12 protein-coding genes are annotated in these 11855 nt (G+C 54.8%); 6 read left to right on the plus strand and 6 right to left on the minus strand.

Annotation, left to right across the window (positions count from 1 at the left end):
- Positions 1-290 precede the first annotated feature (290 nt).
- From NNL35_RS15195 to cdaS, 3 genes are all read right to left on the minus strand, one after another.
- The gene (locus NNL35_RS15195; protein WP_276540153.1) at positions 291-1211 is read right to left on the minus strand and encodes an IS3 family transposase; all 921 of its coding nucleotides are present in this window, start codon (positions 1209-1211) and stop codon (positions 291-293) included.
- An 11-nt stretch (positions 1212-1222) separates the two neighbouring features.
- Positions 1223-1543, minus strand: coding sequence for a transposase (locus tag NNL35_RS15200; protein ID WP_040734339.1), 321 nt, complete (start codon positions 1541-1543; stop codon positions 1223-1225).
- 322 nt (positions 1544-1865) lie between these two features.
- Positions 1866-2498 carry a sporulation-specific diadenylate cyclase CdaS gene (gene cdaS, locus NNL35_RS15205; RefSeq protein ID WP_006677300.1) on the minus strand — a complete coding sequence of 211 codons (633 nt, stop codon included), beginning with the start codon at positions 2496-2498 and terminating at the stop codon, positions 1866-1868.
- Between the two features lie 228 nt (positions 2499-2726).
- On the opposite strand from cdaS, the gene NNL35_RS15210 reads away from it, so the two are divergent.
- The 4 genes from NNL35_RS15210 (at position 2727) to NNL35_RS15225 (ending at position 5949) form a co-directional block, all read left to right on the plus strand.
- Positions 2727-3464: an RNA polymerase sigma factor gene (locus NNL35_RS15210; RefSeq protein ID WP_006677301.1), complete on the plus strand. Its 738-nt coding sequence runs from the start codon at positions 2727-2729 to the stop codon at positions 3462-3464.
- 16 nt (positions 3465-3480) lie between these two features.
- Complete coding sequence (gene clpP / locus NNL35_RS15215) at positions 3481-4056, plus strand: ATP-dependent Clp endopeptidase proteolytic subunit ClpP (RefSeq protein ID WP_006677302.1); 576 nt, start codon at positions 3481-3483, stop codon at positions 4054-4056.
- A 217-nt stretch (positions 4057-4273) separates the two neighbouring features.
- Positions 4274-5152, plus strand: coding sequence for a protein phosphatase 2C domain-containing protein (locus tag NNL35_RS15220; protein WP_083835561.1), 879 nt, complete (start codon positions 4274-4276; stop codon positions 5150-5152).
- Between the two features lie 374 nt (positions 5153-5526).
- Positions 5527-5949, plus strand: coding sequence for a C40 family peptidase (locus NNL35_RS15225; RefSeq protein ID WP_050979423.1), 423 nt, complete (start codon positions 5527-5529; stop codon positions 5947-5949).
- 67 nt (positions 5950-6016) lie between these two features.
- On the opposite strand, the gene NNL35_RS15230 is transcribed toward NNL35_RS15225, so the two are convergent.
- Complete coding sequence (locus NNL35_RS15230; RefSeq protein WP_006677307.1) at positions 6017-7444, minus strand: sensor histidine kinase; 1428 nt, start codon at positions 7442-7444, stop codon at positions 6017-6019.
- Positions 7445-7501: 57 nt separating this feature from the next.
- Positions 7502-8191 carry a response regulator transcription factor gene (locus NNL35_RS15235; protein WP_006677308.1) on the minus strand — a complete coding sequence of 230 codons (690 nt, stop codon included), beginning with the start codon at positions 8189-8191 and terminating at the stop codon, positions 7502-7504.
- A 263-nt stretch (positions 8192-8454) separates the two neighbouring features.
- Here NNL35_RS15235 and NNL35_RS15240 point away from each other — a divergent pair, with 263 nt between their 5' ends.
- The gene (locus NNL35_RS15240; protein WP_040731573.1) at positions 8455-9621 is read left to right on the plus strand and encodes an AI-2E family transporter; all 1167 of its coding nucleotides are present in this window, start codon (positions 8455-8457) and stop codon (positions 9619-9621) included.
- A 91-nt stretch (positions 9622-9712) separates the two neighbouring features.
- Here the strand turns inward: NNL35_RS15240 and NNL35_RS15245 are convergent, their stop codons facing one another.
- Positions 9713-10468 carry a divergent polysaccharide deacetylase family protein gene (locus NNL35_RS15245; RefSeq protein ID WP_006677310.1) on the minus strand — a complete coding sequence of 252 codons (756 nt, stop codon included), beginning with the start codon at positions 10466-10468 and terminating at the stop codon, positions 9713-9715.
- A gap of 205 nt (positions 10469-10673) precedes the next feature.
- Between NNL35_RS15245 and NNL35_RS15250 the strand changes: the two genes are divergently transcribed.
- A complete protein-coding gene (locus tag NNL35_RS15250; protein ID WP_006677311.1) occupies positions 10674-11813 on the plus strand; it encodes an amidase domain-containing protein in 1140 nt (379 codons plus the stop codon).
- Positions 11814-11855 lie beyond the last annotated feature (42 nt).

Consider the following 11855-nt stretch of genomic DNA (forward strand, 5'->3'; position numbering starts at 1 on the left):
CTTCGGTTCAACTTCGATTCTACTTCGGTTCTACTTCGATTCAACTTTCACTCTGCTCCAGCCCTGCCTTGAGTCTGCTTCTGCTTCACTCTGCCTTCCGCTCTATCTCGATTCTGCTTCCGCTTTTGCTTCTCGCCGCTCGACTTGCCGAAATACTGCGAAAATGCAGTTTTTCCTTATGACGCTTCCTCTGTTACAGGGATTCCTGCAAAACCGGCTAGGCCCCCTATATCCGGAGTCATGCCCACCAAAAAATATGCGTTCTTAGAATTGCTTCCTATTTCGCGTAATTACATGGCCCGATGATATTTTGATCGGTCTTCCAGCGTCATGACCCACTTCGAGAATTGCGATGGTGACATGCTCTTTAGGCTACCATGCATTCTGCGGTTGTTATAGAAATCCATATAACGATCAAGTGCTTCATAGGCCTCTTCAAATGTCATAAATTCCGTCAGGCTGAACAGATCACGTTCGAGTATGCTATGAAATGACTCAATGTACGCGTTCATATTCGGGCTACGCGGCGGGATCCGTTCATGGACGATCTCCAGACTCTCGCACGTATCACCAAACAGCTTACTGACAAACTGAGGCCCGTTGTCGGTGCGAATGGTAGGTAAGTCATCGCCGGGATTCAGGCGTTCTTGCAGCGCACGGCATAGGGTCTGCACGACGTGCTTGGCCTCACACACGGAACCCCGGTATTGTCCGACGACGACGCGGTCAAATACGTCGATGATACTGAGCACGAAAAAGAATCGCTGACGCCCAACCACGTACCCATATTTAATGTCAATTTGCCATAGCTGGTTCACCCCGGTTACCGTTCGGTTTCTCGGTACTCTGCGAGGATGTTTGCTTGTTTTCTTTCGTTGTTTCTGAAGAATTCCTAACTCCTTGCAAATGCGGTACGCCTTTTTCTTGTTTAGGATCACGCCGCGTTGTCTGCGGAGGCACAGCGCCAAATTCTTGTACCCATAAACGTGCTCTTCTCCTTCCAGGAGTTCGAGCATCCATTCTTTAATCTGTTCATCTGCAACTTTCCGGCCCGTGTTCGTAGAGGAAAATCCAGGTACAGGACGTCCTTTTAGGCCGCATGAAGCACGTTCTTCGGTGTTGGATGCCTCTCGTTTCTTCCGGCCATAGTACGTCGATTCGTGAACTTTCAGGATACGCAGAACCTTAGCTGTTGCATGCCCCCGCTTAATAAACGATTCTGCTACTTCAAGTCTTTCAGATAAGCGGGGTTCTTCTTTTTTACGAGTTCTCGCAGGATCTCGATCTCCAGTTCTTTTTCACCCAGGAGCTTTTTTGCCTGTTCGAACTTGGCCTCCACCTCTTGAAGTCGACGGAGTTCTTGCAGATGCTCGTCTGCTGCGGGTATCTCCTCTTGGCTAATTTCGTCACGGTGGTCTCTAACCCAAACACGTACAGTCTCAGGATGTACACCGTACATCCGGGCGAGTGTTCCCACCTTAATGCCGGCCAGTGCTTCCTTTACGATTTCCAAGCGTATTTCTTTGCTAAAGTGCTTTCCCATACTTATTGCCTCCCTCTGATAACAGCTTATAATATTGGGGCTGAGAGCTCCAGTTTAATTAGGGGGCCTAGGAGTTTACGCAGGATTTCGCTGCCTCATCTATTTTCCGATCGCATTGTCCGCGCCGCTTTCCCCACTTCATGCATTCGTTGCATTGTCCGCGCCGCTTTCCCCACTTCATGCATTCGTCGCATTGTCCGCGCCGTCTTTCCCACTTTCCGCACTCGCCGCATTGCCCGCCGCCGTCTTCCCCGGCTCCATTTGCCGCAGTCCCGTCTTGTCCCTCGCCATTTGTAAATGACGTATGGACAATCCCCTTGCGTTACTTCGGATTGTCCCCGGGGATAAGCGAGGAGATAGGATACAGCCGGCCGCCCAGCGCGAAGGAAGCGGTGCCCGATTCTTCGGAGACGACAAGCACGAGCGCATCGCTGCGCTCGCTCAAGCCCGTCGCGGCCCGGTGGCGCGTGCCGAATTTGGAGCCGGGAGGGATGGACCGGGAGAGCGGCAATATATTGCCTGCCGACAGGATCTCGTTCGCGCGGATAATGACCGCACCGTCATGAAGCGGGCTGCCCGAGATGAAGATCGACTCGAGCAGCGAGTGGGTCAAGGTCGCGCCGATCGGCGTCCCGGGCTGGATCAGATGGTCGAGCGGGTCTTGCCGCTGCACGACGATCAACGCCCCGAGTCTTCGCTGCGACAAATGATGAATGCTCAGCGTCAGCTCGGCGTATTTGTCGGTGTAGGGGGATAAGTAACAGTTCAAATAAAACGAGGCCGCCGTCGATTCAAGCGCGATAATGCTTTTGCGGAACTGCTCGAACTGGCCGAGCATGCAGTTGTCTGACTCATCGAACACTTCCAGGCTCTGCCGGATATCATCGGAGAGCTGCTTGAGCTGCTCCTTCAACTGCTGCTTGACGATGGATAGATCGCAATTTCCCGTCTCCATGCTCCTAGCTCCTTGTCTTGCCGATTTTCTTCTTATTGTTAATGTAAGCCTTCCGGAAGCTCATTATACAGAAAAGTTCATCTTAGCCAACCGAGTAACGGATGCCCGCCGATTTCCATACCAGCTTATTATGTGATAATTTTATTTTACATGATGCGTATCCTTTTTGACCGTTCGGCCGTTTACGTAGTGTAATCGAAAGGAATTAGCAAAGGAGGGCCCCATTCCATGGCCTTTGTGAAATCCGATCTGACCTCTTCTGCGAGCGAGGCGCATGATGCTATCCTGGAGGCTCTGCCTTCGCTGCGGAAATATTGCATGTCCCTGACTGGTTCGCCATGGGATGCGGAGGATCTCGTGCAGGATGCCTGCCTCAAGGCGATCCCCGTATTCCGGCGCCCGGGCGGCAAGCCGCTTCAGACGGAAGCGTATTTGCTGCGGACGGCGAAGCATGCCTGGATCGATCGTATTCGTAAAGATAGAAACGCGCAGCGTCTGCAGCTGATGCAGCCGCTGCAGGACCTAATCGAAGTTCCGGATCCCGATTCCGGCATGGAGCTGGAAGCAGCCATGTCTTTGCTGCTGGCTTGTTTGTCGCCGCTCCAGCGGACCGTGCTGCTGCTGAGGGAAGGGCTTGGCTATTCAGCGGCGGAGACGGCCGCTCTGCTCCATACGACGGAAGGGGCGGTCAAGTCTGCGCTGCATCGCGCCAGAACCGTCCTGCGGACCGAGCTCCCGGCAGAGGAGGAGCAGCTTCCCGCCTCTGAAGGGGTTGACGATAGGCTGCTGAAGGACTATCTGTCCGCCTTCCGCAGCGGAGATGCCGCCCGCATCGTCAATCTGGGGCTGCAGGGCGCAGTCGAGCCCGTCGTTTCTCTGCATGCCGTCCTGGGAGGCCGCGCCAACCGCGGACAGGGGATGCTTACCAACTGTGCTCGTCCATCTTCTTGGAGGATGGCGGCCTGACGAGAGGAGCATTCGCATGAATTTCATACCGTATGTAGTCGAGCAGACCAAGGTGGGAGAACGCAGCTACGATATTTATTCCCGCTTGCTGAAGGACCGGATTGTGATGGTATCCGGGGAGATTGAGGATCAGATGGCCAATTCGGTTGTCGCGCAGCTGCTGTTCTTGGCAGCGGAGGATTCGGATAAGGACATTCAGATGTATATCAATAGTCCGGGCGGCTCGGTGACGGCGGGATTCTCGATCTACGACACGATGCAGTTCATCAAGCCGGACGTGTCCACCATATGCATCGGCATGGCTGCCAGCTTCGGGGCGATGCTGCTGACCGGCGGCGCGAAGGGCAAGCGGATGTCGCTCGCCAACAGCGAAGTGATGATTCACCAGCCCCTCGGCGGGGTGCGCGGGCAGGCGTCCGATATCCAGATCCATGCGGAGTGGATATTGAGCACGCGGCGGAAGGTGAATCGGATTTTGTCCGAGCATACCGGCCAGCCGATCGAGCGGATCGAGCAGGATACGGATCGCGATCGCTTCATGGATGCGAAGGAAGCGCTTGCGTACGGGATTATCGACAAGATTATTGCCTAACGAGTGCAGGCGATGAAGCCCTTGGAACCGGTGTGGAGACGGCAGTGTCCGCCGCACCGGCTTGCCGGGGGCTTTTTGTTGTGGGCGTTCTGGCCGCGGGCGGCGATACGCAGGCCTTGCGGGAGCAGGAGAAGGGACGTATGATGGAGAGGATTGGAAAGCGCGGAGATTTCGATTTCATAGGTGAGTATGTTGTTCATGGGAGCGGAGATCAGCGATGCAAACTTGTCATCTGCAAGGCAGTGGAATATGGAATGAAGATGCCCTGGTCGTGAACGAGCGGAATCAGGTGTACGGGGTGGTTGACGGAGCAACCTCGCTTGGCGGTTACCGGGACGAATCCGGTTATACGGGCGGCTATATCGCGGCGCAGCTGCTCGCTGCCCACGCGCTGGAGGCTGCGGACGGCATGCCGCTGGAACAGATGGTGATGCAGGCGAATGCCGCGCTGCGGGACAGGATGAAGGAAGCCGGCATCGATACGGCTGATAAGGCGCAGCTGTGGAGCGCGGCATTCGCGTTGTTCCGTGTGCGGGAAGATTGGATTGAATATGTTCAGGCCGGCGACTGCATGCTGTTCGCCCGATATGAAGACGGCACATACCGGCGGCTGACGCATGATCAGGTGGCGCCGTTCGATCGCGCGCTGCTGCACAAGCGTCAGGAGGCGCTGGAGCTGGGCATTGGCGAACCGGCTGAGATTCTTCGCTATCTGCTGCCATTCCAGCGCGAGAACCGGTTCAGGGCAAATACGCCCGGCGGCTACGCCGTATTGAACGGAGATCCGGCATTGGAGCGCGGTATGGAGACGGGACGCATCAGCCGCTCCGGGCTGACGGCGATTTATGCGGTCACGGACGGGCTCTTCCACGGCATGGAGGCAGAAAATCAGGATGACGTGTGGACGCAGATGCTGGAGGCTATCGATCGCCAAGGACTGGAAGCTTATGCGAAGCGGTTGATCGAGAGGGAACAGGCGGATTCGGATTGCTCTGTCTGCCAGCGGCTGAAAATATCCGATGACAAGACAGGCATCGTATGGACGAATCCCGCCGCCGTGAATGCTCATCTTGAGGTAAATATGAGGGAAAAATGAGAGAGCCTGCTTGCCCGGCATCCGTCCGGCATACCGGATTGGGGGGGCGCAATAACTGGGCCTGACGGTGCTGCACCGCGGGCAGTACGCGCACGATGACCGCCAGAATCATTCTGGCGGTTTTGTCATGTCTGGGAGCGGGACGAGCTGTCAAGACGAGTTTTATGAGAAAAGTCTAATCCGTTTCTCATCGGACGGCGCAAACATAACAGGCACCGATTACATTTCACTTTAAAGAAAATAGTGGAAAAAATTTATATGTTATGGTGGTTTCAGGTGATTTGCCTACCCGATTTGAAGGAGGATGTATTTCATTGAAACCAACCAAGTTCGGTAAAATTCTGATTAGTGTCAGCTTGAGCGTCTCATTTCTGATGTCAGCGGGCGTCATGATGCCGCTGCAGCCGGTGAGTGCGGCCTCTGCAACGACGAGCAGCGCCAAAGCGCAAAGCATTATTGCCACCGGAAAAAAATACATGGGCATGCCGTATAAGTTCGGAGCGAAATCCGGCATAACGAGCGCATTTGACTGCTCTTCATTCGTTCAATATGTATACAAGAAGCATGGCATCAAGCTGCCGCGCACTTCGAAGCAGCAATCGAAGGTCGGCACGAAGGTAAGCAAGAGCCAGATGAAGCCGGGAGATCTGGTGTTCTTCTACTCTCCGGTTCACCATGTCGCCATTTACATAGGTGACGGGAAAATACTGCATACTTACGGCAAACCGGGCGTCACGATCTCCAGCCTCGATGGCAAATGGGGCAAGCGCATCACAGGGATTCGCCGCGTCCTGTAACCGGACAAGCTATGATAAGGCCTCCTGAAGATACGAGTCTCGTATCTTTAGGAGGCCTTATTGCGTGCTAGGGACGCTGCTGCGGAGCGGGAGGCAGGCATACCGTGAAGGTGCTTCCTTCGCCGAGGCGGCTCTCCACCGTAATGCTGCCTTGATGATTGTTCACCAGCTGCTTCGCGATCGACAAGCCGAGCCCGGTACCGCCGGTTGCCCGGGAGCGCGCTTTGTCCACCCGGTAGAACCGATCGAATACGTTGCCGATCTCATCGGAAGGAATCCCGATTCCGGAATCGGCGACGGAGAAGCATACGCGCTCCTTATTCCGCGTCACCTCCACCCGAATCCAGCCTCCCTGGTTCGTGTAGCGGATCGCATTCTCGATCAGGATGATAGCGACCTGACGGAGCTGGTCCTCATCGCCGAGCACGAAGGCGTCCTTGTCCAGATTGACGTGGAGGGTAATGCCGCGATCCTCGGTCCACAACTGACGAATGGCCTGATGGATCGTGTCAGAGAGCTCGATCCGTTCCCGGCTCGGCGTGACGCTGCCCGTCCGGGCCAGCGTAAGCAGCTGCGTGATGAGGCGCTGCATGCGCTGACTCTCCTGATCCAACGCCTCGATCGAGCGGTTCAGGACATCCGGATTGCTCGTCCCCCAGCGCTTCAGCAGCTTGACGTAACCCCGAAAGGCGGTTATAGGGGTACGGAGCTCGTGGGAAGCATCCGAGACGAAATTTTTCTCCCGTTCGACCTGCTCTCCCAGCTGCACGAGCATATGATTGAGCGTGCGGGCCAGATCGTTCAGCTCCCGCGGCGTATCCGGCACCGGGATTCGATGCTTGAGATCCGGATGATCCTGAATGCGCCGTACGGCATTCGTGATGGCGAACAGCGGAGACAGATTTCTCTGCGTCACATGGTAGAGCAATAACGATCCGACGGTGGAGCTAATCAGCCCGGTGATGAACAGCACTTGGGCCATAATCTGGAGGAGGCGCTCGACATTGTTCAATTGAACGCGGATATGAATCGTCCCCTCTCCGCCGCCCAACGGATTCCAGACAAGCTGATCCCGGAAGAACAGCCCGCTCTTCCCGTTCCACTTCAACGTATCGACCACCCAGTTCAGCTTCACTTCCTGCTGATTCGTATCATACGCCTCGTACCAGCCTCGGGATTGGGCAAGGACACGGCCGGACCCATCGATAACCTGGACGTAATAATTCGCATGATCGGGATAGAGCATCTCATCCAGAATATCCTGATACTGCTTATCGGCGGGCGTTTCGAGCGTATCGATTAATTTGAGCTCGACCGCGGTCAGCTCCCGGCGCGTATCCTGAATGACGGTATGGCTGACGGTGCCCATAATGAAGAGCCCAATCCAGACGATGACCCCAAGCAAGGTCAGCACGTATAACAAGGTTGTGCGGAACATTAAGGTGTCCGGCAGAAAAGAGGCCAGTTTTTTTGGGCGGGAAAAGAAATTTTTCATCGGAATGACCTCCCGTTGCAACGACGTCTGCCCCGGCTGAATCGGCAGAGCATCCGTCTAAGACGAGCGCAGCACATAGCCGACACCGCGCACGGTATGAATAAGCTTCGGCTTATACGTTCGATCCAGCTTGTTGCGAAGGTAGCGGATATAGACGTCGACCACGTTCGTCTCGCCGGCGAAATCATAGCCCCAGACGTTGGACAGGAGCTGCTCCCGGCTGACGACCTCGCCTTGATGCTCGGTCATGTAGAGAAGCAGGTCAAATTCCCGCTGCGTCAAATCGATCTGATCGCCCTCGCGCGTCACCAGTCTTTTTTTCACATCGATCGTCAAGCTGTCAACTTGATATACTTCCGGCGACGAGGAATGCCATGACGGATTGTGCCGGCGCAATACGGTCCGGATTCGCGCCAGCAGCTCCTCGATCTCGAACGGCTTCGTAATGTAATCATCGGCCCCGGTGTCGAGGCCGGCGATTTTGTCGCCGATATAATCCCGGGCGGTAAGCAAGATGATGGGCACGTCGCTCGTCTTGCGGATGCGCCGGCACACTTCCAAGCCGTTCAGGCGCGGAATCATCCAATCCAGGAGGATCAGATTCCACTCCTGCTCCTTGAAATAGTCGAGCGCCTGCTCGCCGTCCTCCGCAACCGTCACATCGTAGCCTTCATGCTGAAGCTCCAACTTCAGGAACTCGGATACATTATGTTCATCTTCCACGAGCAGAATCGAAGCCGTCGTCATGGCATCACCACCTTCCTGTGTGCCCTTATTATGTCCGGACCGTCGGCAATCATGCCGAACCGGGACCGGTGAGATCATCGATAAGGCTGCGGGATCCGTCTGCGGGACGGAGCGGAAATGCGCCTGCTCGGAAGGCCGGGGTCTATTTAAAATAGGGGCGCTCTTCAGGCAGGAGCAGTGTTAGGATCCGGGAATTCATTATGCTACAATGAGAAAAAAGAAAATGATTACAAATGATATGGAGTGGAAAAGGGGAAATGCATATGGATCAACCTCAATCGAGGATGAGTAAGTTCAAACTTCTTTTTTTAAACAACCGCTTCGTTCTGTTTTTGCTGATTCTGCTGCTGATCGGCCTCAACATCTTCCTGCTGACGAAGATCTCGTTCGTCTTCCGGCCGCTGCTTGTCCTGATCAAGACCGTCCTGCTGCCAGTCATTCTGGCGGGCGTGTTATATTATTTGCTGAACCCGATCGTAGATTATTTGGAGGAAAAAGGAGTGAAGCGGTTCTTTACGGTCCTGTTGCTCTACCTCATGATAGTGGGACTTCTTACGATAATCGTCTTGGCCGTGATTCCGGTCATTCGCCATCAGGTGATGGAGCTGGTCTCGAACTTCCCAGCCTTCGCGGCCCATATCGAGACGCTGCTGACGGACCTGATTGGCAGTGATTATATTCAGCGCTTCCAGCAGACGGTCGATTTCGATACGGCGAAGCTGTTCAATACGATAACGGAGCGCGCCACCAGTCTGTTGAATAATACATGGTCAAGCATCGGCGGATTTGTCGGGGCGGTGACGGAGACCGTTCTCGCCTTGGTAACCGTGCCGTTCATCTTGTTCTACCTGCTGAAGGACGGGAAGAAGCTCCCTGCTTATATCTTGGGGTTCGTGCCGACGGCGCTGCGCAAGCAGACCGGTCAGGTGATGACGGAGATGAATCATCAGATCAGCTCCTATATCCGGGGCCAGATTATTATCAGCTGCTGTATCGGCATGCTTCTCTATATCGGCTATCTCATTATCGGTCTCGATTATTCGCTCATTCTGGCCATTATCGCGGCCTGCACGAGCATTGTTCCTTATCTGGGACCAGCGATCGCGATTACGCCGGCCCTCATCGTGGCGCTTGTCACTTCGCCGATAATGCTGTTGAAGATGGTTGTGGTCTGGACGGTCGTCCAGTTGATCGAAGGGAAGTTTATTTCCCCGCAAATTATGGGCAAGACGCTGCGGGTTCATCCGATCACGATCATCTTTGTCATCCTGACGGCCGGCAATCTGTTCGGCGTGGTAGGCATTATCCTGGCCGTGCCCGGATATGCGGTGCTGAAGGTCGTGGCCACGCATCTGTTCCGCTGGTTCCAAGCCCGATCCCATCTGTACGACGGGCCGCCCGCGGGACCGGATCCCACCGTTAAGGGGTAGCCGGTAACCATTGTGGCGCAGACCTGTGGATAGAGGTAGACCAGTTCGCATACTTGCAACTGGTCTACGATGCACGGGCTGCAGGCGAAGGCTATGAATGCGGGATGACGGGAATGGGCGGCGGGAGCACCTCCGATACTTTTTTGAATGCAATCTGTTCCTGGCTCATCTGAAGCATCTGCTTCTTCACGATAGCTGCCGTTATATGCCCCGCGCTTCCGACATGCCCGATGGCGACACATATATTATGGTCATTGAGATGCTCCTTCATCTTCATGAACTGTTTTCTAATCGCCGACGGCTTGTGAATATCGTCGAGGAAGATATGGTTCTCCATCGAGGGGATATTTACTTCTTCCGCCACTTTGGCCACGACGCTCCGAAAGTTCGTATGGCTATCCAGGAAATAAATGCCCCGTTCCTTGCAGACTTCCAATATCACCCGCATCACTCTCGGCTCAACAGTCACCTTGGAACCCATATGATTGTTCATCCCGACCGCATGGGGGACATCGTCTATCGCGGCATGTACCCGCTTGCGAATCTCGTCTTCGCTCAAATCCACCGTAATCGCTCCTGGACCGAGCCACGTTTTTTTGCCGGCCAGCGCCTCCATCGGCATGTGCACGATGACTTCGTGACCGGCCGCATGCGCCCGCTCCGCGTCTCTCTTCGTATACTTCAAAAAAGGCATCACCGCCACGGTAACCTTGAAGGGCAGCTCGATAATCTCTTGCGTTCCGCGTCCGTTATTGCCGAAATCATCGATTACGATGACGGCCGTTTTCTCCGGCCCAGCCGCCGCCGTTCCAGGCAGCAAGCAGGCGATGAGAGCCAGCATTAACATGAACCGGCAGCCTGCCATAAGCAATGGGGGTCGTATCATCTGCTCACACATCCTATCTATGCATTCCTTTCTAGGTTACGTAGGCGGTGGAATTTCAGTATGTTATTTTTTCACAGCATCAAAACAACGGGTATGGAGAACTTAAAGGCAGTGCAAGCTGCGTTCTTCCCTCAATGAGGTAGAAATACTGCCAAGGAGTTGCGAAATGGTAAGGAAAACGTTGTTCATCATGCTGTCGCTATGCTGCATATGGATCACGGCGGCAGCGGAGGCTGCTTCTTCCGTTGACAAGGATGAAGAGGTGACCGGCTATATCCAGCAGCTTTTCAAGGACAGGACAAATTTTTTGATTCATCAGCAGGAACAGGCGATTCGCCATCATTATGCCCCTTCCAGCAGCAGCCGGCACGCGCTCCGTCATGAAGTCGAGCGCTCCGCTTATATTCATGCATGGGCGGAACGAAGAGGTCTGCAATTCATTAGCGCCGATAGCGATGTCCGGGTCATTCGGGCGAGGGTTAGGGAAAATAAAGCGACTGTCTCCGTCGTCGAATCTCTGCGGCTGGATTATATCTATACGCACAGCATCGTTCCGACCCAGTCGTTCGGAATCGGCACACGCCATGCGCTCACCCTGACGAAGGAGGACGGCAAGTGGAAGGTGCTGCGGGAATGGTATCTTGACCCGCTGGAGGAGAACCCGAAGCTGATTCCCGAATCCGACGATATGATGCTGCGGCCGCAGCTGAAGCAGCCCTCCAACAATGCCGACCGGCCCTCCGCACAATCAGACACGAAGCGGAAGCCGAAATATAACCGGCAGAAGGCCGTCGACTACGCCAATAAATATGCCGGCGCGGCCTGGGGAGCCGGGAATAAGCACCGATATAATCCGAAGTACCGGGATTATACCGGCCTGGGCGGCGACTGCACCAACTTCGCTTCCCAATGCATCGGCGATGCGGAGGAAGGCGGAGGCTTGAAAATGAGAGGCGGCTGGCATTATATTCTGTTCAACGGGGGATCCCGGACATGGGTTCAAACCGATGCCTTTAAAAATTTTCTGCTGCACAGCGGATATGGCCAGTTGATTGCCAAAGGCAAGTTCACTGATGTCGTCAAGCCGTCCGAGAAGCATCCGGCAGGGGCGATTGCGAAGCTGCAGCCTGGGGATCTGATTGGTTACGAGATGAAGGGCGATGTGGATCATTTCTCCGTCGTCGTCGGATTCGATGATTATGGCTATCCGTTGGTCAACTCGCATACTGCCGATCGGTACCGTGTGCCCTTCGATCTGGGCTGGGATCGGCATACGAGCTACTGGCTGATCCATGTCCGCGATTAACAGCAGCGCTGTCTGTTGAACATAACCCGGCTCGTCCAATCA

Origin of the sequence: Paenibacillus dendritiformis (genome assembly GCF_945605565.1) — a bacterium.
Lineage (GTDB): Bacteria > Bacillota > Bacilli > Paenibacillales > Paenibacillaceae > Paenibacillus_B > Paenibacillus_B dendritiformis_A.

What these genes read in the sequence shown, in the direction of transcription:
- NNL35_RS15200 (WP_040734339.1), bottom strand. Translation starts at nt 1,543, where the DNA reads ATGGGAAAGCACTTTAGCAAAGAAATACGCTTGGAAATCGTAAAGGAA.
- cdaS (WP_006677300.1), bottom strand. Translation starts at nt 2,498, where the DNA reads ATGGAGACGGGAAATTGCGATCTATCCATCGTCAAGCAGCAGTTGAAG.
- NNL35_RS15210 (WP_006677301.1), top strand. Translation starts at nt 2,727, where the DNA reads ATGGCCTTTGTGAAATCCGATCTGACCTCTTCTGCGAGCGAGGCGCAT.
- clpP (WP_006677302.1), top strand. Translation starts at nt 3,481, where the DNA reads ATGAATTTCATACCGTATGTAGTCGAGCAGACCAAGGTGGGAGAACGC.
- NNL35_RS15220 (WP_083835561.1), top strand. Translation starts at nt 4,274, where the DNA reads ATGCAAACTTGTCATCTGCAAGGCAGTGGAATATGGAATGAAGATGCC.
- NNL35_RS15225 (WP_050979423.1), top strand. Translation starts at nt 5,527, where the DNA reads ATGTCAGCGGGCGTCATGATGCCGCTGCAGCCGGTGAGTGCGGCCTCT.
- NNL35_RS15230 (WP_006677307.1), bottom strand. Translation starts at nt 7,444, where the DNA reads ATGAAAAATTTCTTTTCCCGCCCAAAAAAACTGGCCTCTTTTCTGCCG.
- NNL35_RS15235 (WP_006677308.1), bottom strand. Translation starts at nt 8,191, where the DNA reads ATGACGACGGCTTCGATTCTGCTCGTGGAAGATGAACATAATGTATCC.
- NNL35_RS15240 (WP_040731573.1), top strand. Translation starts at nt 8,455, where the DNA reads ATGGATCAACCTCAATCGAGGATGAGTAAGTTCAAACTTCTTTTTTTA.
- NNL35_RS15245 (WP_006677310.1), bottom strand. Translation starts at nt 10,468, where the DNA reads ATGTTAATGCTGGCTCTCATCGCCTGCTTGCTGCCTGGAACGGCGGCG.
- NNL35_RS15250 (WP_006677311.1), top strand. Translation starts at nt 10,674, where the DNA reads ATGGTAAGGAAAACGTTGTTCATCATGCTGTCGCTATGCTGCATATGG.